We start from the raw sequence: 20,834 nt of genomic DNA on the forward strand, positions 1-20,834 counted from the left end.
TACTGGATATAATTTCAAAGCTCTCAAACGCAGTGTAAGCTCAATCAATTGAAAAGCAGGTATTGTGCAATTCGGAATAATTATTATTTTTGGCAAACTTCCTCTATAAGGTCGTACCATTCGGTTTTGATATTTTCAACTGAAAATTCAAGTGATCTAAGCATAGCAGCTCTACTTTTCTCATCAATCATTTCTTGATTGTCCAACAAGTTTTTGATAACATGTTCCCATGTGGTAATAGTCTCTACTTTATCTGCGTCAGGTATTGGCATTAAAAAGCCCGTCTTGGTCTCTTCAAAATCTACCCTATCTGGTTGATGACCGCCACTGCCCTCTAATACCACATATGCTCCCCCAGTGGGGCAATCACTAGCAATTACTGGCAAACCTTGGTTCATTGCCTCCAACATGACCAAAGGAAGACCTTCAGATTTAGATGGAAAAACAAAAATATCACAGCCACTTAATACAGTATAAGGATTAACAAACCCTGTAAATACTATATCAGCGTTTACATCCCCTATAGAAGAAGCAATGCGCAAGCTCATTGACTTCGCTATATTTTTTAATTCCTCTTCTAAGGGTCCGTTCCCAATAATTACCAACTGTAGTGTAGTAAACTTACTTTTTAATTGTTGATATATATATAAAAGCGGCGCTTGGTTCTTGATGGGGTTTAACCGCCCTACTGTAACTAGTCTTTTATTTGTGTCAAGCTTTGCCTTATTAGCGATTGGCTTCTCAGGGTAAGCAATGAAATTGTTAATAAAGCCAATTTTCCCTTTCGGGATCTCAAATAGCTCGCCTAATTCAGTCATTAAGGCTTCATTTACAGCTATTACTTTATCAAATCTATTATAAATTAACTTAACAAATTTTCTTAATTTTAATAAAAGTCGGTTCTGAAAATTACCTTTTATACTAATGTGGCCTATTGATATAGTTTTGCTATCAGCCCCAGAAAGTATATTCACCAAGTCTGCGCTCCATAAATTACTAATGGTTATATCAATACTGTATTCTCTTTTAATATCCCTAAGTCTTGAAATCTTTTTAGGATAATCAGTTAACTTTTTGAGTATAGAACCACCATGTGGCGAATTCAATGATAAAATTTTATTACTATTCTTAAAGACATGTGGCTCACCAAAAGCGTCATAAGAGCACTCAAAAACATTATACTTTTCAGCAAGGATTTTGCCTATTTCAAATACCATTTTTTGAGCTCCCCCTTCAGTAAAAGTAGGAATTAACAATAAAATATTCTTTCTTCTCTCCTGCATTACCACAATAAAAACAGCTACTTATTAGCTTTTTAACAAAACACATTTTTTAACAAAGATCCAGTCCATCATTGATCACTAAAGTAAAATTCAGTTAATTTTTTAAGGTAAAGATCCTTTTGGTATAATCTACTAACGTCATGCCCTTTTGCAGATAATTCTACCATTTTCCGTTTGTCAGTTACAAAATCTTCAATGACTTGGCACAAACTCCCGGGTTTAAAAGGATCAAAATAAACCGCAATTCCCGCTGTTATTTCTCTAAGCACAGGTAGATCAGAAACAATCACTGGTAAACCAACAGCCATTGCTTCAGCAACTGCTATTCCAAATCCTTCAGTTTTTGATGAAAGGATAAAGGCGTCGTAGGCAGGCAAAATTGCGGCTACATTGGTAACTGACCCTTTAAAATATATATTGGAAACCTGCTTGTTCCTACACTGCTCTTTCAAACTTTCTAATAAAGCGCCCTTCCCGTAAACATCTAACGTTATATGCTCTTGCAAAGGACTACTTAATTGAGAAAAAGCTTCAATTATTACTTTATAATTTTTGTCCTCCTTTAAATTCCCTACAGCAACAAGCTTGCATTTGCCTTCCTCAATTCTTGCAGGTCTGTAATTAGAATAAAAGGCATCTTCAATATAGTTATGTAAGATGTGGGCATTTTTATTGATTCCTACGTGGACTGCCAGGTTGTCTTTTACACCTTTTGATACACAAAGTGTTGTAATGGCCGGATAATACGTAAACTTATCTAACAATCTTGCATAAACAGGATAGTTAGCCCCTTCAGATCCATAAATTAAGGCATGGTATGAGTTAATTAGCTTTACATTTCTGGGAGTAGCTATTCTAGACACAATGCTTGACCAAAACAAATTTGCATGTACTACATCTGCCGCAGATGCCTTTATTATCTTCTTTACTTCAAATGCTACACCAGGTATAGAATGATACCACTTTAAATTTAGAAAATGCACCTTCACCCCCTGCAACTCTAATTCAAATTCATTAAGAGGCTTTAGACTGATAATAACATGATTAAACTCAGCTAATGAATTTACAACCCCAATTAATAAGGTTTCAGCACCACCGCGTCCAAGAGAATCAATGATATGAACTATTACTTTACGTTTCATCAATTCCACCTAATAAAAACATTGCCATTTGACACAAATCCACTACCATTAATCAATTTCAATCTTTATTTTCCTAGATATCAATAAATAAAAGCATGCATGTATAATACGTATCTAATTTAGATGATTCACAATTTTTTTGAACAAATCTCTATTATAAAGAAAAAATGCCAAAAAAAACAAAACGCCTTCTGTAAAATGAACTATCTCAATATTACTTCCAAAATGGTCGTATATAACAATATAGTTCAATATCACCATTACAAATGTCAACAAAACTAAAGGCATTTGATACTGCAGTGGAAAGCTATTATAACCTAGCAACTTATCAATTAAATAAGCAGATACACCTTGTGTAATTTTGCTTAAGACGACAGCTACAAATATAGCTCCTATACCAATGTGTCCTACAAGGATAAGCGCACTTGAAACTCCAACCACCAACGAAGCAACATTGATTAAAGGAAGAAACTTCGTCATTTTATAAAATGACGCATTGAATGTATAAATCAAATCATATGATCTTCCAAAAACTGTTAACGCTAATACAGGAATATAATAAATCGCTCCATAATACGTAGGATTTGCAACAATCCTTATTACCGGATCGACCACCATAATGACTCCCCAAATTGAGGTTAAACTAACAATCAGAACTCCACTCAATCCATTATGCACTATATTGATTTTCCCAATACTATTTTCTGAAACCGCTTTGTACATTGATGGAGTTACAGAATTCCAGTAAGACTGAATAAGAATACGTATTGGGCTTACCACTACTAAACTAAAAGCGTAAATTCCTACAATTTTCAAATCAAAATACTGATTCATTAAAAACCTATCTGCCGTTTCAGAGAGATTCGAAATAAAAAAAATCAATACAAACGGGTATGCATAATTAAAAATATTTTTTGCAATTTTAGCATCAAAACCAACCCCTATTTTTTTAAATAATAATAAGTAAAAAGGAATCGACATTAGTAATGTCCCAATTGCTTTTCCGGTCACCCCCCCAAGTGCTCCATTCTTCAGGATAACAATACCAATAATGCCTCCAATGGTGCTACCAAAAAAAGGAGCAAGAGAAACAAACATTACTTGCTTCAAATTCTCCGAGACACGGTAATATTGAAAAATGATTTGATTCAGTGATAATACAACTGCATTTGAATATATATACCAACCATATTTTTTAAATGGTAAATTATTTTCCCAAAGAGAATTAAAAATATATTCACCTCCAAACAAGAAAATCATCACAAAAATTAGCCCAATACCTAGAATGGACAAAAGCACGGTACTTAAAAGTCTTGCAATGCCATTATTTAGGTTTAAATAATCAAAGTAGTAGACTGAAAATGCGCTTTGCATCCCAAACGTAATAAGTACTAACAAATAACTCTCCATGACTCCAGCAAGGGATACTATCCCATAATCTGCAGCTGTTAAGTACTGGGTATATATAGGAAGTAGTACGAAAGAGGAAACTAGAGGTATAAATCCTAGAAGGGTATATATCCCTGTGTTTTTCATTAACTTAAAATTCATATATCGATATAAGATATCCTCGATTCAGACTTACTGACTCAACATGCTTAAATTTTAACATCTGGGTAGTAAACGCTTAAGGAAGTGGATATTAAAGTATATAGCTTATATCTAACTTTTTGGGGAAATAAATGATTCAACAATTCTTTATCCACAATATCAACCCACTCCTTTTTAGCAAAAAGATTATAGACACCTCTCTTTAGAAGGCTAGGCGGGGCAATTTGATATCTGTTGAATTCACGCACAAAATCTGGCTTTATAGCGGCATATCTAGTTTGCGCTTTCCTATACTCTCTCTGTCTATGAATAAAGGATTTAAAAGTAATAAAATCATCATGCCATGCAATCACATCTGGCCTGAAATAAACAGGAAAATTGGCATAATAGGCTCTTATTGCTAAATCAAAATCTTCATTATCATTGAGATTTTCATCAAATCCCTCCAAAAGGAAGAACATTTTTTTAGGTATTGAGAAGTTAGCGGCTGTAAGAAATAAATTTTCTTTGGATAAAGGACCTTGTTTATTTAAATAATTCACATGCCATATTCTACTTCTAAAAGCTTTATACTTTTGTATATCTGTACTTGCAACAGCAAGATCCTCAGGAACACTCCCTACAACTATAGTACCCTCTAATTCTTCTTGGTATTTAATATGCTTTTCCACACAATTGGGCGTTAAACGCATATCATCATCAAAAAAAATCAACAATCCATTCTCAGCAGCTCTAGCACCTGTATTCCTAACAGCACTTCTACCTTTGTTAACTTGATTTATGAGTTCAATTTTTAAAGGTAACTTACGAATAAGACTTTGCACCACCTCTATAGTGCTATCAGTAGAGCCATCATTCACAATAATTACATTAAAATTTCGTACACTTTGTAGAGTAAGACTCTCCAGAATCGTCCTAATTTTGTTCGCACCATTGTAGGTAGAAATCACTACACTTACACTTTCCATAATAAATAAAGAAACTGTTATAAGTCTATTATTAATGTTATTTTTCTAAAATTTAAAACCTCAGCCCATACTTTAAAAGTATGGGCTGAGGTTTTAAATTTAAAGTCCTTAAACAGCACTTAGAACTCTCTTGCTTCAACAGGAGCTGTATTAACGTGCTCTTTAAAGTAATCCAATGTCCTCTTTAACCCTTCTGATCTAGATACTTGCGGTTCCCAGCCTAAAATCTCCTTGGCCTTGGAAATGTCCGGTCTCCGTTTTTGGGGATCATTCTCCGGAAGTGGTTGGTAGCCTAGTTTCAGGTCTACGCCTGTCAATTTGCAGATTTCCTCTGCAAATTCTTTGATAGTTACCTCAGAAGGATTTCCAATATTGACTGGCAATGCATAGTCACTCAATAAAAGCCTATAAATGCCATCAACCAAATCATCTACGTAGCAGAATGATCTGGTCTGGGAGCCATCTCCAAAAATAGAAAGCTCCTCACCACGCAAGGCTTGGCTCATGAAAGCCGGTAGAACGCGACCATCGTTGAGTCGCATTCTTGGCCCATAGGTGTTGAAGATACGCACAATGCGGGTTTCTAATCCATGATGCATGTGATAGGCCATGGTAATAGCTTCTTGAAAGCGTTTTGCTTCATCATAGCATCCCCGCGGTCCTACCGGGTTTACATTACCCCAATACTCCTCTACTTGCGGGTGCACCTCTGGATCTCCGTAGACTTCTGACGTAGAAGCAATCAACATTCTAGCTTTCTTGGCCTTAGCTAATCCAAGCAGATTATGAGTTCCTAATGACCCTACTTTTAAGGTTTGGATGGGGATCTTCAAATAATCTATGGGCGAAGCAGGCGACGCAAAATGAAGGATGTAATCTAAATGCCCTGGTACATGGACAAACTTGGAAACGTCATGGTTATAAAATTCAAAATTCTCCAGCTTGAACAAGTGCTCAATATTCTTTAAATCCCCCGTAATGAGGTTGTCCATGGCAATGACATGATACCCTTCTTTAATGAATTTATCGCATAAGTGGGAACCTAAAAAACCAGCACCACCCGTTATCAATACTCTTTTCATAGTTTCAGGCATATTAGTTTGTCATCTCAGTCAGGGGTTGCACCTCCTGTACGCCAATGCCATAATAGCAAAAGCCTAAAGTTTGCATTTCTTTGGCATCATAGATATTCCGGCCGTCAATGATGACTTTATTCTTTAATAATTTACCTATCACTGAGAAGTTGGGGGACCGAAACTCTGGCCACTCTGTCACAATTAACAAAGCATCTGCATCAATCAGAGCTTCGTATTCATCCTTCGCATAAGAGACATTTTCCTTTTCCCCTAACATGTGCTGTGCTTCCTTAATGGCAACAGGATCATACGCCTTCACTTTGGCTCCTTCTGCTAATAGCTTCTCAATGATGACAAGTGAAGGAGCTTCACGCATATCATCTGTTTTAGGCTTGAAAGACAAACCCCATAAGGCAAATGTCTTACCGGCCAATTCTCCCTTAAAGTGTTTCTTCACTTTGCTAAAGAGCACCTCTTTCTGGTTTTCATTAACGGATTCCACGGCTTGAAGAATCTGCATTTGATATCCATTCTCTGAGGCTGTCTTGATTAAAGCTTTCACGTCTTTAGGAAAACAGGAGCCGCCATACCCAATGCCAGGGTATATAAATTTATTGCCAATACGTGTATCAGAGCCAATTCCCCGGCGAACCATGTTCACATCCGCTCCCATGATCTCACATAGGTTAGCTATGTCGTTCATGAAGCTGATTTTGGTAGCCAACATAGAATTAGCAGCGTACTTAGTCATTTCTGCGGAGGGAACATCCATAAAAATGATGGGGTGGCCGTTTAACAAGAAAGGCTTGTACAGACGCTGCATCACTTCTTCGGCTTTTTCAGACTCCACTCCAATCACAATGCGGTCTGGCTTCAAGAAGTCTTCAATAGCAGCACCTTCTTTCAAGAACTCAGGGTTAGAGGCAACGTCAAACTGTAAAGCCGATTGGCGCTTCTGAAGTTCTTCTGTCACTGCCTGTTTCACTTTATTAGCGGTACCTACGGGCACAGTGCTCTTGGTTACAACTACCAAGTAGCCATCCATGTGTTGTCCAATCTCACGGGCTACACCAAGCACATATTTTAAGTCTGCGCTGCCGTCCTCGCCTGGAGGAGTACCCACTGCAATAAATGCAGCATCACAGCCTTTAATGGCTGTTGCTAAATCTGTTGAGAATTGTAGACGCTCTTTAGACACATTACGAAGCACCATTTCTTCCAATCCTGGCTCATAAATGGGTAGAATCCCTTGTCTGAGGTCTTCAATTTTCTTGACGTTCACGTCAATACACGTCACATCAATGCCTACTTCAGCAAAGCAGGTACCAGTTACCAGACCAACATAACCTGTTCCTACTACAGCAATTTTCATGCGTTAATTTTTATATCAATTACTATTAAGTTCTATCTAGGCTACCTTGCCATTTACACCATCCACTTCTTCCACCAGTGCTGGAACACTACCAAAGCCCAGATCCGGGCATGGATATCGCCGGGATTGCTGGAGAAAAGCTGGGCTTTTAGCCGTTGTATTTCCTTTACGCTGAAAAGTCCTTGCTCCTCTATGAAGGTGTCTGACAGCAAATCATCCATGATCATAGGTTTCAACTCATTCTGGAACCACTTCAGCAAAGGTACTTCAAAGCCGTGCTTGGGCCGTTTGTACAACTCAGGAGGCAACATGTCTCTGAACGCGTCTTGCACAATCTTTTTCTTCATGCCGCCGTCAATTTTAGAGGACTGGGGCAAGGAGAAGGCAAAGTTAACGACTTTATAATCTAAAAACGGCGTACGGACCTCTAAGCTGTTAGCCATTGACATTAGATCCACCTTGGTCAGCATGTCATTGGGCAATACCAGCTGCATGTCTGTGTACAAAACTTCGTTGATATCGCCTTTGTCTGACAGGTGGCTCAAAATTTTCTGCCGGCGTTTTTTGTACGTGTCTTTGGACAGAATGCGCTTTGACTTGCCACTAAGAAGATTTCTAGCTTCGTCTTCGGTAGCGAAGGAGGCCCAGCGCCAGTACCGGTCTTTGGCCGACAGGTTCATGCCTTCGCCGAAGCGCTGGAACTGCCTTACCTTGTTGCCTAAAGAAGAATTACGCGACTTCGGCATCATCTCCCAAAGGGGAAGAAGGGCGGTCACGGTTTCTGCCAGAAAACCACCTTGGCGCACTTTGTACTCGGCCATGTGTTTGTTGTAGCCGGCAAAGAGTTCATCGGCACCGTCACCGGAAAGGGCCACAGTCACCTTTTGGCGCGTGTGGTGGCTCAGGATGTTGACGGCCAGGGCAGAGGAATCTGCGAACGGCTCGTCTATGTACTCAAGCGCCCTGAAAAGGTGCTCGTATAAATCATTGTTGGTGAGTGAGAAAACCGTGTGATTGGTCTTGTATTTTTCGGCCACCAATTTGGCGTACTTGGTCTCATCAAAGAACGGCTCATCTTTAAACCCAATGGAGAAGGTGTTCAAATGCTGGGTGTGCCGTGAAGCCAAGGCCACAATGGCAGACGAGTCAATTCCACCGCTCAGGAAAGCGCCGAGCGGAACATCGGCGATCATGCGGCGCTGCACGGCCCCGTCCATCAGCTCCACTAGTTTCTTCTGCTGGGCGTCATAAGACAGGTCATTGTGCTTCACCTTTTTCTCGTCATACGGAATCTTATACCACCTATTGTTCTCCACCTTGCCCTTCTTGTTGATGAGCAGGTAATGGCCGGGCATCAGTTTTTTAACGCCTTTGAAAATAGAGGCCGGGGCCGGAATGTAATTAAGCTGCAGGTATTGGTACAGCGAGACGTAATCCAGCTTGCGCGGAATGTCAAACGCCAGAATGGATTTCATCTCAGAGGCGAAGACCAGTTTGTCCTCGTCTTGGTACATGAGCAGGGGTTTCACGCCCATACGGTCGCGGGCCACAAACAGCGTTTCTTCCTGCTTGTCATAAATAGCGAAGGCGAAGAAACCGTTCAGCTTCTTCAGGAACGAAGGCCCTTCCTCTATGTAATACTTCAGGAGCACCTCTGTGTCTGACTGCGAAAAGAACGAATAGCCCTTGGCCTGCAGCTGTTTCTTAAGTTCCTGGTAGTTGAAAATCTCACCGTTGAAGACGATGGTATAGCGCTCCTGCTCGTCTACCATGGGCTGGCACGCCACATCGCTCACATCAATGATGGAGAGACGGCGGTGCCCCAGACCAACGGCGCCATGGGTGAAATGGCCGCTGGAATCTGGTCCACGGAGCGCGAGCGCATCGGTAGAGTCTTGCAAACGTTGAATGGTCTGCCGACCTTCTTGGCTAAAAGCGTAGATTCCTGAAATTCCGCACATAATTGACGCAAAGGTACGACTTATACCTGAGATGGTTCTAAGATATTGTAAAAACTATATTTAGTTGAACCTAAATGTTGTGGCCCTCACATTATGAAAAGCAGCACACCCTTACTGGTCAACGTCTTGAAAGGCAAACATGACACCTACAGACATTTCAGGTTCTGGAAAGATTCCTAAAGGGTTCGATAAAATTGATCTTACTCTCCGTTTTTGCCTCCATTTCCAAAATAGAGCCCAAAAACGCAAGGTCTCTCACCAAACGTTACATGGTACGCTGTTCTGTTTAATCTGGCTGAAAATTATTTCAAATTACAGATGGAGCAAAAAAATAAAGCTTCTGTTTTCGGCCTCATTTCTGGAAATGAGGCCGAAAACAGAAGCTTTACCTGCCCAGCAAAACTATGTACCAGAAAGTTTTGGGCCATGTTTACAAAAAGCCTTCCCCATTCCGTAAGAGGTGACGCAAACCATCAGGAAGATGTGGCAAAAGCTTACAGGTTTTCCTTTCTTATTTGGTATATAAGATAGTCTCCCTCAACATGCAGCAATTCATGGTTCTTGAGCGCTGGCAGGTAGTTAGAGTTTTTATTTATCCATACCAGAGATACCTTGTGTTGTCTTATATTTTCTGAGAGGCCTACCTTGGTATCAAAAAGAGGATGGATAAGCTTCTGAAGAATGGGATGTGCTTTGGGCTCTAAGGATGGAATAGACTTTTTGATGCCCGTAATGTCATACGCAAACAGATAGGTTCTGAAATCATTGGCGCGTGCGTATTCTGTAGCATGTGTAGGGTAATGAAACAAAGCCCATTGCTCAGGCAGGCCCTTCTGCTCATCCACAAAAAAACCTACTACTTTTTTGCCTGCGCCTACCGCAGCCAGTTTCTTCTCCAAAATTAAGTCATACCCCTTCTCCACCACAATAGGCTCTAACGGGTGCTTGTAATTGCTTGCCAAAAGCAGGACAACCAGGCAAATGGCATACATTTCCCGGTTCAGGAGTTCATACAGCACAAATACAAAAGCCACGGTTGAAAGCAGCATAGAAACGTTTTTAAACTGCCAGGCATCTAAAGACAAATCTGAGAGCAACGCAGCCAGCACTTGATAGGCCAGAAAAACCAGCAGAATCCAAGCGCCCACGTCCATAACCAGTTTCTTCCTTTTTACATGTTCATAAGAAGTCAGGAGGAAATACGCGGCCACCGTCCGGATTGGGTACATTAAAATAGCAAGCGCCATCACCCGGTAGATTTCTTTTGCTTTCGCTAGCGTAAACACAGACAAGATGGCCTCGGCTGGCCCGGCCGTGAAATACTTGTTGTCTACCTTTTCCCGGAATAGCCAGAACACCATGAGGTAGCACGTCAGAAAACCCACCAAGTAAAAATACTGCCTGCCTTTAATCTGCTTGAAGAACAGAAGATACGTCAAGAGCAACGCAGGCACAAAAAGAACATATTCCACAGACGCCACCATCAAGAGGGCCACGGCCGCTTCAAATCTCCTGAGGTACAGGCACTGCACCACCAGCAACAGCATGGGCAAAATAATGATGTCTCTAAGGTGTAGTTTGGCCACGGCTACCGTAATCCAGAGAAACCCAAAAGCGCTGAAGCAGAAAAGGACGGCTACCACTACTGCTAATGCTTTCTTGCTGTGTATCTTCTCTGAGAAGACAGAGAAAAGGGTTAGGACCGTAAACGTCTTGAAAACTGGGTATACAAAATAGAAAAGGACGAGGTCACTTTTGGCGTTGAGGAAAGACTTGAAAAGGCTCCCCAGCCAAAACTCAAGAAAGTGGTACAGAGAAATACCCGAAACACCCTGCAAGGCAGATTCCATGCTCACCGTTTCTGCCCCGTCATAATGCACGAAGCTTAAAATGGCGCTGTAAATGTACCGTTCGCCTGGGTAAGGGTGCAGATAGTGCAAATAACCAAAAGGGTTTTGAAAAACGCCCATGGAGAAGTTCACCTGCAGGAAAAACACAAGCACATACACCCCTGCCGAGCACGCCATAAACAGCCAAGGCCTTTGTACTTTATTGCCGGCAAAGGCTGACAGGTTTTTCCTGAAAACCACCAATACCCCTGGCACAAGTAGCAATATGGTAACAAATACTGCTTTCAGGATGGCATACAAAGACACCGCCAGCAACAGGCCCACCCAGAAATTGATGACATGTTGGGTGTAAGTGGCCTTTTTAAACTTGCCATGCAGAAACAAAGCGCCTACAGCATAAAAAAAGACGAAGAGCAGTACGCCCACCAATAAGATCAGACCCATTTGCTTTCTTTCTGGTACACCATCAGATTACTTGCTCCACTATGTACAGCGGCCGCTTCCTGGCTGCGTCCCACCCGCGCCACACGTATTCGCCCAGTATACCCAAAGCAATCATCTGGAAAGAAGAGACAAACAACAGCACCACCATCAAAGAAGACCAACCCTCCACCTGAATGGCACCACTCACTTTGGCCACAATCAGGAACAAGGCATAGAGAAAAGCCGCCATGCCCAGCCCGATGCCCATGACAGAGATTGCCCTGATAGGTGCATAGGAAAAGGACATGACTGAGTCCAGAAGCAGTTTTATTTTTTTGCGCCATGTCCATTTAGAGATTCCCACGCTCCTTTCCTTGCGCACATAGGGGATTGTCACAAAATCATAGCCCATCCAAACCAAAAGATATAGCACATTGGTGTTCCGCTCCTTCATCTCCAGAATGCTTTGCCTGATGGACCCGTCAAACAACACAAAGTCAAACCCACCCTGCGGAAGATTTTTAATGGCTATCTTCCGCATAATGGCATGAAAGGTATTAGCAAACAATTTTGAAAGAAAAGGATCTTGTCTGTCTTTTCTGCTGGCAATCACCAGCTTTATTCCCTGCCGCCAGTAGTCATACATTTTCACCATTAACTCCGGTGGGTCTTGCAAATCAGCTGAAATAATTACCACGCATTCACCAGTGGCGTATTCCATACCAGCCACCATGGCATTATAGGACCCCACGTTACTCGCCAACTTCACTACTTTAACCTTATCTGGATATGCCTGCTTTACGTTAAGAAGCGCTTGGAACGTGTTGTCTTTTGAGCCATCATCTACAAACACATATTCAAATGATACCTGTTGGGGAAACAGGCTTTCATTCTCTACCAACTCCCCCACAGTGACCGGAATATTTAGTTCATTGAAATAGCAAGGTATTATGATGGAAAGTAAAGGCATTTTGATTGGTTAACCCGAGAAAAGTATTTCGATTGTGCCAAATTATTGTAAACATCAAGAAAAAGCCAGAATATGCGAGGAATACCCTAGTTTAAAGCCAAGACGTTCACAAACATGAATAGCTACTTTATTTACCAACTGGGTAGGATAAACAACATATGTAACGTTCATAATTCCAGCTTTATAAAGCAATTCAGAAATTAGCTTTAAAAGCCAACCCTTATTCTCTCCTGACACAGCCACCAACCGCACATGTGCCAACTTAAAACTACAATTAGGCTGAATTACATCTACCATGTTATAAGCTAGAAAAGAAGCAGTGGGTATAGTATTTTCATTTGGCACCAGTACTTCGTGACAAAAGCCATTCACCGCCGCGGTGGCATAGGTGGCCAAATACTGGTCTGCCTCTTGTTCTGAAAAAGTGTAGTCTGCGTGCAGGCGGTCATAGATGTTCCTGTTTTGGGCGGCTACGGCAGACAAGGCCTCAATATCTGCGGGCGTGGCCTTCCGGACAGGATACCGCGCACTGGTGAAGTCTTCCAGCTTTTTCTTGTAATAATGAAGGCGGGTTTCCACCATTCGCAGGCCGGTGGCATTCAGGCACTGGATCAGGAAAATATCCTCAGCCGGGATTTCCGCGAAGAGATAATAGCGAGGATACTTCTTTAAATCTTCCTTAAAAAGCTCAATTGCTTTCACCAATGCTTTTGGATCCTGCTTACTAAACAGAACCGTGTACAATTTCAGACAGTCTTTCTTAAAATGGGTGCTGTCCCAAGGCAGGTATTCATATAGAAAAACTATTTTCTGCCCGCTTACCTCAACCGTAAACAAGTGGGCATTGTCAGCTACGCCAAACTTCTCTACAACAGGCTTGACAAAAAGGTCAAATTGATCTGCCGGTTTAATTTCCCTTATGAACGTGTAAGGGCTGTAGGAGACAAGAGTTTCTAACCTTGGTGGCAGGAGTGCCTCTACTGTTACTTCCATATGGCCTTAAATTCTGCGTAATCTCTGATATAATCTTCTTCCAGATACGGGGTGGAGGCCAGCGCCATTTGCACGGCATTGGCCGAGTACTGCATAGTGTGCCACACATTTGGCGGCACATACACGCCTTGGTTAGGGTGGTCTAGCACAAACAACGCTATTTGGCCATCGGGTTGCTCAGTAGTGACCAGTATTCGGCCTTGGGCCGCAATGAGAATCTGCTCCGTGACATGATGGGCATGACGACCCCTTAGAACGCTTTCTGGGGTGTTTACTGTCCAGAAAACCCGCTTAATGGCAAATGGCACCCGCCCACTGCTTTCCGCTACGGCCAGAAAGCCTACTTCTTCTGCTCCTATTTCAGGAAACTCCAACAGGTAAGGTCTTGTCACTTTGAGGCTTAAATTCATCTGGAGGTTGAGGTTAAAGCCAAGGGCCACACTCCACAAGAAGCAAGGTACTAAAAACCAGCTGCCCATAAAACACCCTTGACTTTTAAAGGCGTCTGAAAGCGCAGGTTCATTTACCCAGAAGCCGCCGCCCAAAAATTTTCTAAAAACCTTTGCCTCTTTTGGGAGGGCTTCGCGTCTTCAAAGATTTCACGTGAACATACGCGTTGCCAACCTAATTGAGCCCGTTGACTTTTATAGTGCCTTATTTGAGGCAGGGCCTACCGTGCATAAACAAGAGTACGCCAACCGGATGCTGGAAGACCCTAAAACCATTGAAATATTTCCGTTTTCGGGCTCATTTCTGGAAATGGCCATCAAAACAGGCATCTTTCCTTTGTCAATCCAATAGCATACCATTTTACGCCGCCATGTACTGTCAATACCAGTTGCCATAGCAATTCGCGAACGCCGCAGGGCCCCTGCGCGCCAGTGAAACCACTTTTTCTCCCTTAGTATGAGGCCTTACTAGGGTTCATCAAGAAACGGGTGACAACCTCGCAGACGTCCAGAACTTAGCCCAGCAAGTGCTCCTTAACGTGCATAAGAACTGTGAAATGCTGCCCGACATCAAAAACATGAACGCGTGGCTGCAGGAAATTGCCAAGCAGTTGAGGCTGTCACTGTCAGCAGGCAAGTCACGGGTGCGGCGCGGGCGCGAAAAACTGAAGGCGGTTTTCCTGGAGTGCTGTCACCTGGAACTGGATTGGCAGGGTAGTCTGCTCAGCGCTGAGGTTAAACCTGACTGCCCAACCTTTTATGTAAGGCGTGAAATTTCATCCGTTTTGGGGCTCATTTCCAGAAATGAGCCCCAAAACGGGTTTTAAATCTGGGTAACTTCAGGGCTGCGCCACTATGCAGGTGCCATGAATTTTTATTTAAAAGGACATTTACAAACACCTGTGGCAAACTGGCGGCATTTGGGAACGAATAGTGGTGGGAGTAGGTAAAAACGGTTCAACTTACTAACTTACGCATCCTTTTCTAAGGGAAACGTCTTCGCATATTCATTCACTGTTACAGACATGGCAGACGCTCGCTTTCTTACCTCAGACATTTTACAGATGGAGTTGCCCTACCGGGCGAACTTCGTCACGTCACTCTCTGGATTCAAAAGCCTTTGCCTGGTGGGCACTGTAGATTCACACGGCACTACCAACCTGAGCCTGTACACGCAGGTGTTCCACGTGGGGGCCAACCCGCCGCTCATTGGTATGTTGGTTCGGCCCGACAATGTGGTGCGCGACACGCTCAACAACATCATCAAAACCGGTTTTTTCACGCTCAACCACGTGAAACCTGACTTCTACCAGGCGGCCCATCATTGCAGCGCGCACCATAGCCACTCAGAGTTTGAGCTGTGCCAGTTCACGCCGCAGTTTTCCATGGCCCACCCGTCCCCCTACGTGCAGGAAGCCAGTATTAAACTCGGCCTGAAACTGGTGCAGCGCACTTACATAAAACTGAATGGCACCATTCTGGTCATTGGCGAAGTGGTAGAAACCATACTTCCGGAAGACTGCCTGCAGCCAGATGGCTACATTGACCTGGAGAAGGCCGAAAGCATCACCGCCTCGGGTTTGGACAGCTACCATTCCACCCAACGACTCAGCCGATTACCCAACCCTACCCCTGATTCCGCCTACTCCCCTGCCCCGCAGTCGCTCTCTTCTATAAACGCAATTTCTTAAAGAATAGGCTGCTTTTCATTCATAACTTCAACCTTGAGTTTACTCCCGTTTTCGGGCTCATTACTGGAAATGAGGCCGAAAACGGGAGCTGTTGTTTTAAGAGGCGAAAGGATAATCCAGCCATCTTTGGTCTTGTTTGAAACCTTTTCACTTCCCTGCTTCGCCAAAGTAATAGTGAATTCTAAATATGGTTACATGGCCACGTTGGTTTACCACTATTTACTGTAGATTCTTCATTAACTTGCAGACAAAAGATGGTGCGACCGCTGCCTGCGGTTTTCCATTGACCTGAGCACTTTACCTGTTTTTATGGCACCACCCACCACAGCCCTGATTATTGGGGCTGGCCCAGCCGGATTGACCGCGGCACATGAGTTTCTGGAGCATACCAGCGTGCACCCATATGTAGTGGAGGCCACCCAGATTATTGGCGGTATTTCGGCGACCATCAACTACAAAGGCAACCGGATGGACATTGGCGGGCACCGTTTCTTTTCCAAGTCTGACCGCGTGATGGCCTGGTGGCTCAACATACTGCCCATTCACCTGGAACCGGGCCAGGTAGTGGGGGAACTGGGGTACCAGGGCAAAAATAGACCAGTCCCGTTGGCAGCCGGCAGCCCTGAGATTGGCCCAGATGATGTCATGTTGGTGCGGCAGCGCAAATCCCGTATTTTTTTCCGGCGGAAGTTTTTTGACTACCCCTTGTCTTTCACTCTGGGCACGCTCTCCCAGCTAGGATTTGGCTGGTCTGTGAAAGCGGTGGCTAGCTACCTCAAACAGGTAGCCCGCCCCATTAAACAAGAGAAGAACCTGGAAGAGTTTTTCATCAACCGCTTCGGGAAGCACCTGTACTACACGTTTTTCAAAGCCTACACAGAGAAAGTCTGGGGCGTTCCCTGCAAAGAAATCAGCGCCGAGTGGGGAGCGCAGCGGATAAAAGCGCTCTCCATCACGCAGGCGGCCCGGCACTTCTTCAAACAACAGTTTTCATCTTCGTCCCAAAAAGACCTTGCCCAGAAAAACACGCAGACTTCTTTAATTGAGCAGTTCCTGTACCCTAAGCTGGGGCCGGGTCATTTGTGGGAAGTAGTCACCAGAAAAGTGCATGCCAAAGGCGGTGAGGTACATTTGGGGCACGAGGTGATTGGCCTGAAACTGCAGGGAAAACGCATTGTGTCGGCTACCATTCAACGCACCGCAGACGGGACCACCTACCAAATCCAACCCGACCACATCATCTCCACCATGCCCGTGAAACACCTGATTAGGGCTTTGGGTGACGTGGTTCCAAATGACATTCAAGTCATTGCAGAGGCATTGCCTTACCGGAACTTCATTTCTGTGGGTTTGCTCCTGCACAAACTGAACATAGAGACCGAGGATGGCACCTTAATCCAAGACAACTGGATTTACATTCAGGAACCGGACGTGTTGGCCGGCCGACTGCAGCTGTTCAACAATTGGAGCCCCTACCTGGTCACAGACCCGCAGAAAGTATGGCTGGGCGTGGAGTATTTCTGTCAGGAGGAAGACGCTCTTTGGCAAATGGAAGACGAGGCCTTGAAACAATTGGCCATTGCCGAGCTTCAGAAATTGGGGATCATCACGGCAGATCAGGTGCTTGACGGCACCGTGGTGAAAATGCCCAAGGCATACCCTGCCTATTTTGGTGCCTATGCCCAGTTCCCCAAAGTACAGGCCTATTTAGATCAGATTGAAAACCTGTTTCTGGTCGGTAGAAACGGCATGCACAAGTACAATAACCAGGACCATTCCATGCTCACCGCCATGCTGGCTGTGGAAAACATTGCCGCAGGCCGCACAGACAAGGCCAACCTTTGGGCTGTGAACACAGAACAAGAATACCACGAAGGAGCAAATGATCAAAAGTAGACAGTGGTTGTCAGAACCAGCCTTCGCCCTGGCGTTCACCTTGCTGTATGCCGTGCTGCTGGCCTGGTTCATGCAGTTTCATGAGCTCTGGTTTGACGAGACAGAACCTTGGCTGTTGGCGTTGTACAGTGACTCTTATGCAGACCTTCTGTACAACAAACGCTTTGAGGGTCACCCCAACCTGTGGTACAGCGTCCTCTATGGCGTGACCGCCTTCACCTCCAACCTGACCGCCCTCCAGGTTACCCAAGGGTTCTTTGCGGTGGGTTTTGTCTATGTTTTCCTGCGGTATGCGCCGTTTCCCAGAACTTTCCGGCTGCTCTTCTGCTTTGGCTATTACGGATTGTTTGAGTACGGCACCATAAGCAGGCTGTACGCCATTGAACTTCTTACGCTGTTCATAATTTGCGCCTTTTACCCCAAGCGGTTCTCCCACTGGTATGGGTACATCTTACTGTTGGCCCTTCATGCGCAGACTAACCTTTTCGGTTTTTTTATTTCTGGAATTTTGGGCGTGTTGCTGCTTATGGAAGCCACGGGCTTTTGGCGGCAACAAACTAGTGGGCAACCGGTCTCTGTTACCCACAAGATAGTTGGGGCCCTTGTATGGGCGATTGGCTGCGGCTACTCCTTCTATAGCATGTTTAGGCCCGGCGAAGGCAGCGGCGGGTCATTTATCACTTTTTTTGAGCCCTATTATTTTTTTCAGGCAGCCACTAGAATCTGGCAAGCCTTTGCCCCGGTGCCCCAGTTCATGATTGGTTTCTGGAATTCCTCCCTACTGCCTACTTCCTGGGAGATTCCCCTGTCTATGGCAGTGGTGGTTTTTATAGTAGTGGCTTTATACCGGCACAAACAATTGCTGTTCCCGCTGCTTTTGCTTTTCGCCACCCTTTATTTGTTTTTTGCGCTCAAGTTTGAGGGAAGCGCCCGCCACCATGCCCACTATTTCTTTTTCACCCTCGCATTTTTTTGGCTGTACAGACATCATCAAAACCACCAGACAGATTCACCCTCAACCGGAATTTCTACTAAATGGACAGACTATTTCTTGATTTTCTGCGGATGCCTTCAATTGGCGGGAGGCGCGTATGCCCTAGCCATTGATAAAAACCATCCCTTTTTTGGAGGGAAACAAGTGGTTGAATTTTTAAAAGGCCTTCCGCCTGACAGGTTCATTGCCATCTCTGAGATAGTAACCGGGTCCAACGTGGTAGCCTATTATGGTAAGCCCATTTATGACATTACCAGTGGCATTTACAGAAGCTATTACACCTTGAACCCGCACGAAGTGAATGACCCAAGTCCAAATGTGCAGTTTGACTGGGCCAGAATTCTGGCGCACCAAAAGGGAAAAACGGTGATTCTGATCTCCAGATGGGAACTCAACCATTTATGGTACCCGTACCCCATCAAGTTTGTGGCGTCTTTCAAAGGTATCCACATCAACCCGTTCTCCTTTTTTATCTACGAAATCCCAGCCTTTGCGCTTCCGCCGGGGCACCTGGTGGCGGGCCCAACCGCCCAATTGCCTATTGCACCGCTAAGCAGGAAGACTTCTGCCCTTCAACCATGATGCACCAACTCCGGCCCTGGTATTTCTCTTTTGGTTTTACTGCTTTGTATGCCCTTCTGCTAGCATGGCTGATGGGTTTCCATGAGTTGTGGTTTGATGAAACAGAACCTTGGCTTCTGGCTCTGTACAGTGATTCCTACACTGACCTACTGCATAACAAACGCTATGAAGGCCACCCTAACTTGTGGTACAGTATCCTTTTCCTTATCACGCGTTTCACAGAAAACCTATGGACCTTGCAAGCCACCCAATTTGTGTTTGCGGTGGGTTTTGTGTTGATTTTCCTTCGGTTTGCCCCGTTTCATTTTTTGCTGAGGCTGCTGTTCTGCTTTGGATATTTTGGGCTGTTTGAATATGGCATCATCAGTAGATTGTACGCGTTGGAGCTTTTTGCCATTTTCTCGCTCTGCGCCCTGTACCCTAAGAGATTTGAGCATTGGTGGCTGTATATGGCCCTACTGGCCATCATTGCCAATATTCACTTGTTTGGGTTTATGTTCTCAGGGGTGCTTGGGGCGCTTCTTTTTTATGAGGCCTTTTCCCAAAAGCGTGCAGAGCTTAAAGCAAATAGGCTACTCAATCAAAAATTGTGGATAGGCCTTGCCTTTTGGGTGGCAGCGTGCAGTGTTTCCCTATGGAGCATGATCAGGCCAGAGGAACTTGCGGCGGTCAACCCAGAAAGAGTATTGCGGTATACCACCGGCCAAGCCTTTGCCTTGCCGAGCCGGGCATTTTTCCCCATCCCTAAATTTCAGTTGCATTTCTGGGAAACCTCTGTGTTGAGAGTGCGCTATGCTATGCCATTGACGGTCTGTCTTTTACTATTCCTTTTTTATTGCTTTAAAACCGTGCCGCGTCTTTTGCTGGCCTTGTTTCTGTTGTTCACGGGCTTGTTTATCTTTTTCATCTTCAAGTATGACGGGTTCATGCGTCACCACGGTCATTTCTTTGTTTTTACGGTAGCTTTAAGCTGGATTCTGTACCATTACCGCTCCCTTCCAACTGTTGCCGGGGCCTTTCAAAAAGTGCAGGTTTTGCTGTTCCTGGCCACGTTCATACAAGCTGGCGTAGGAGCTTTTGCGGTAAAACAAGACATAGAACACACCTTTCTACCGGCAAAAGCGGTGGCGGAATATATAATGGAAAACACCCCACCGAACTCCATTATAATCACCAATAATGAAGTCTGGTCCTCTACCGTGGTTGCCTATGCAGGGCGACCAGCCATCCATCTATCTACCCTGAAACCTTCTTCTTATTTCACCCCAGGCTTGTCTGAGACAGAGAGATTATCACCGTTACAAACCCTTGAGTCTTTGCGTGATTTTGGCCGAAAAGAAAAGCGACCACTTATACTTATCTCTTATTTCAAATTAAACACCAAGGCCTATCCTTTTCCAATCCAACACCTTATCTCTTTTGACGGCGATTATATTATACCCAAAGTCTCCATGTATTTGTACCAGATAGACTAATGTGCTTTTCATAAAAGAGTGTCTGAAGTAATGGGCCTGTTTGTCATTTCATCTATTAGTTTTTATCCACTCTCTGTAAACACACATCAACTTTAGAGCAGAAAGCCTCCCGTTTTCGGGCTCATTTCCAGAAATGAGCCCGAAAACGAAAAAGCACA

The 20,834-nt window shown here is 44.0% G+C and carries 18 protein-coding genes; 7 read left to right on the forward strand and 11 right to left on the reverse strand.

Annotated elements, in window-relative coordinates; all coding sequences use genetic code 11:
- Positions 1-83: 83 nt before the first annotated feature.
- The 7 genes from IMY23_RS08705 to asnB all read right to left on the reverse strand — a co-directional run bounded on the left by IMY23_RS08705 (position 84) and on the right by asnB (position 9,293).
- A complete protein-coding gene (locus tag IMY23_RS08705; protein ID WP_192821706.1) occupies positions 84-1,283 on the reverse strand; it encodes a glycosyltransferase in 1,200 nt (399 codons plus the stop codon).
- A gap of 68 nt (positions 1,284-1,351) precedes the next feature.
- Positions 1,352-2,425, reverse strand: a complete 1,074-nt coding sequence (locus IMY23_RS08710) for a glycosyltransferase (protein ID WP_192821707.1) — start codon at positions 2,423-2,425, stop codon at positions 1,352-1,354.
- Between the two features lie 114 nt (positions 2,426-2,539).
- Positions 2,540-3,976: a lipopolysaccharide biosynthesis protein gene (locus tag IMY23_RS08715; RefSeq protein ID WP_192821708.1), complete on the reverse strand. Its 1,437-nt coding sequence runs from the start codon at positions 3,974-3,976 to the stop codon at positions 2,540-2,542.
- Between the two features lie 47 nt (positions 3,977-4,023).
- Positions 4,024-4,944 (reverse strand): glycosyltransferase family 2 protein, encoded by a 921-nt coding sequence (locus tag IMY23_RS08720; protein ID WP_192821709.1) that lies wholly within the window; start codon positions 4,942-4,944, stop codon positions 4,024-4,026.
- 119 nt (positions 4,945-5,063) lie between these two features.
- Positions 5,064-6,026: a UDP-glucuronic acid decarboxylase family protein gene (locus tag IMY23_RS08725; protein ID WP_192821710.1), complete on the reverse strand. Its 963-nt coding sequence runs from the start codon at positions 6,024-6,026 to the stop codon at positions 5,064-5,066.
- 13 nt (positions 6,027-6,039) lie between these two features.
- Positions 6,040-7,392 carry a UDP-glucose/GDP-mannose dehydrogenase family protein gene (locus IMY23_RS08730; protein ID WP_192821711.1) on the reverse strand — a complete coding sequence of 451 codons (1,353 nt, stop codon included), beginning with the start codon at positions 7,390-7,392 and terminating at the stop codon, positions 6,040-6,042.
- Between the two features lie 53 nt (positions 7,393-7,445).
- Positions 7,446-9,293, reverse strand: a complete 1,848-nt coding sequence (gene asnB / locus IMY23_RS08735) for an asparagine synthase (glutamine-hydrolyzing) (RefSeq protein ID WP_370589840.1) — start codon at positions 9,291-9,293, stop codon at positions 7,446-7,448.
- A 199-nt stretch (positions 9,294-9,492) separates the two neighbouring features.
- On the opposite strand from asnB, the gene IMY23_RS08740 reads away from it, so the two are divergent.
- Positions 9,493-9,810, forward strand: coding sequence for a hypothetical protein (locus IMY23_RS08740; protein WP_192821713.1), 318 nt, complete (start codon positions 9,493-9,495; stop codon positions 9,808-9,810).
- A gap of 37 nt (positions 9,811-9,847) precedes the next feature.
- On the opposite strand, the gene IMY23_RS08745 is transcribed toward IMY23_RS08740, so the two are convergent.
- The 4 genes from IMY23_RS08745 to IMY23_RS08760 are packed head-to-tail and all read right to left on the reverse strand — an operon-like array spanning position 9,848 to position 13,999.
- On the reverse strand, positions 9,848-11,647 hold the full coding sequence (locus IMY23_RS08745) for a hypothetical protein (RefSeq protein WP_192821714.1): 1,800 nt from the start codon (positions 11,645-11,647) through the stop codon (positions 9,848-9,850).
- A gap of 22 nt (positions 11,648-11,669) precedes the next feature.
- Positions 11,670-12,596: a glycosyltransferase family 2 protein gene (locus tag IMY23_RS08750; RefSeq protein WP_192821715.1), complete on the reverse strand. Its 927-nt coding sequence runs from the start codon at positions 12,594-12,596 to the stop codon at positions 11,670-11,672.
- Positions 12,597-12,650: 54 nt separating this feature from the next.
- Positions 12,651-13,589 (reverse strand): hypothetical protein, encoded by a 939-nt coding sequence (locus IMY23_RS08755; RefSeq protein WP_192821716.1) that lies wholly within the window; start codon positions 13,587-13,589, stop codon positions 12,651-12,653.
- The gene (locus tag IMY23_RS08760; protein WP_192821717.1) at positions 13,580-13,999 is read right to left on the reverse strand and encodes an FdtA/QdtA family cupin domain-containing protein; all 420 of its coding nucleotides are present in this window, start codon (positions 13,997-13,999) and stop codon (positions 13,580-13,582) included. The genes IMY23_RS08755 and IMY23_RS08760 overlap by 10 nt, the downstream gene beginning before the upstream one ends.
- A 193-nt stretch (positions 14,000-14,192) precedes the next feature.
- Here IMY23_RS08760 and IMY23_RS08765 point away from each other — a divergent pair, with 193 nt between their 5' ends.
- From IMY23_RS08765 to IMY23_RS08790, 6 genes are all read left to right on the forward strand, one after another.
- The gene (locus IMY23_RS08765; RefSeq protein ID WP_192821718.1) at positions 14,193-14,390 is read left to right on the forward strand and encodes a hypothetical protein; all 198 of its coding nucleotides are present in this window, start codon (positions 14,193-14,195) and stop codon (positions 14,388-14,390) included.
- Positions 14,391-14,577: 187 nt separating this feature from the next.
- The gene (locus IMY23_RS08770) at positions 14,578-14,865 is read left to right on the forward strand and encodes a hypothetical protein (protein ID WP_192821719.1); all 288 of its coding nucleotides are present in this window, start codon (positions 14,578-14,580) and stop codon (positions 14,863-14,865) included.
- A gap of 198 nt (positions 14,866-15,063) precedes the next feature.
- The gene (locus IMY23_RS08775) at positions 15,064-15,729 is read left to right on the forward strand and encodes a flavin reductase family protein (RefSeq protein WP_192821720.1); all 666 of its coding nucleotides are present in this window, start codon (positions 15,064-15,066) and stop codon (positions 15,727-15,729) included.
- Positions 15,730-16,038: 309 nt separating this feature from the next.
- Positions 16,039-17,625: an NAD(P)/FAD-dependent oxidoreductase gene (locus IMY23_RS08780; RefSeq protein ID WP_192821721.1), complete on the forward strand. Its 1,587-nt coding sequence runs from the start codon at positions 16,039-16,041 to the stop codon at positions 17,623-17,625.
- Positions 17,612-19,201: a hypothetical protein gene (locus tag IMY23_RS08785; RefSeq protein ID WP_192821722.1), complete on the forward strand. Its 1,590-nt coding sequence runs from the start codon at positions 17,612-17,614 to the stop codon at positions 19,199-19,201. Before IMY23_RS08780 ends, IMY23_RS08785 begins: the two co-directional genes overlap by 14 nt.
- The gene (locus tag IMY23_RS08790; RefSeq protein WP_192821723.1) at positions 19,198-20,676 is read left to right on the forward strand and encodes a hypothetical protein; all 1,479 of its coding nucleotides are present in this window, start codon (positions 19,198-19,200) and stop codon (positions 20,674-20,676) included. Before IMY23_RS08785 ends, IMY23_RS08790 begins: the two co-directional genes overlap by 4 nt.
- The last annotated feature ends 158 nt before the right edge of the window (positions 20,677-20,834 follow it).

The sequence above is a fragment of the Rufibacter sp. LB8 genome, from assembly GCF_014876185.1.
Taxonomy (GTDB): Bacteria; Bacteroidota; Bacteroidia; order Cytophagales; family Hymenobacteraceae; genus Nibribacter.

Coding starts and splice junctions, on each gene's coding strand:
- IMY23_RS08725 (WP_192821710.1), bottom strand. CDS start 6,026: ATGAAAAGAGTATTGATAACGGGTGGTGCTGGTTTTTTAGGTTCCCAC.
- IMY23_RS08760 (WP_192821717.1), bottom strand. CDS start 13,999: ATGAATTTAAGCCTCAAAGTGACAAGACCTTACCTGTTGGAGTTTCCT.
- IMY23_RS08740 (WP_192821713.1), top strand. CDS start 9,493: ATGACACCTACAGACATTTCAGGTTCTGGAAAGATTCCTAAAGGGTTC.
- IMY23_RS08755 (WP_192821716.1), bottom strand. CDS start 13,589: ATGGAAGTAACAGTAGAGGCACTCCTGCCACCAAGGTTAGAAACTCTT.
- IMY23_RS08785 (WP_192821722.1), top strand. CDS start 17,612: ATGATCAAAAGTAGACAGTGGTTGTCAGAACCAGCCTTCGCCCTGGCG.
- IMY23_RS08710 (WP_192821707.1), bottom strand. CDS start 2,425: ATGAAACGTAAAGTAATAGTTCATATCATTGATTCTCTTGGACGCGGT.
- IMY23_RS08750 (WP_192821715.1), bottom strand. CDS start 12,596: ATGCCTTTACTTTCCATCATAATACCTTGCTATTTCAATGAACTAAAT.
- IMY23_RS08780 (WP_192821721.1), top strand. CDS start 16,039: ATGGCACCACCCACCACAGCCCTGATTATTGGGGCTGGCCCAGCCGGA.
- IMY23_RS08790 (WP_192821723.1), top strand. CDS start 19,198: ATGATGCACCAACTCCGGCCCTGGTATTTCTCTTTTGGTTTTACTGCT.
- IMY23_RS08715 (WP_192821708.1), bottom strand. CDS start 3,976: ATGAATTTTAAGTTAATGAAAAACACAGGGATATATACCCTTCTAGGA.
- IMY23_RS08705 (WP_192821706.1), bottom strand. CDS start 1,283: ATGCAGGAGAGAAGAAAGAATATTTTATTGTTAATTCCTACTTTTACT.
- IMY23_RS08730 (WP_192821711.1), bottom strand. CDS start 7,392: ATGAAAATTGCTGTAGTAGGAACAGGTTATGTTGGTCTGGTAACTGGT.
- IMY23_RS08720 (WP_192821709.1), bottom strand. CDS start 4,944: ATGGAAAGTGTAAGTGTAGTGATTTCTACCTACAATGGTGCGAACAAA.
- IMY23_RS08775 (WP_192821720.1), top strand. CDS start 15,064: ATGGCAGACGCTCGCTTTCTTACCTCAGACATTTTACAGATGGAGTTG.
- IMY23_RS08745 (WP_192821714.1), bottom strand. CDS start 11,647: ATGGGTCTGATCTTATTGGTGGGCGTACTGCTCTTCGTCTTTTTTTAT.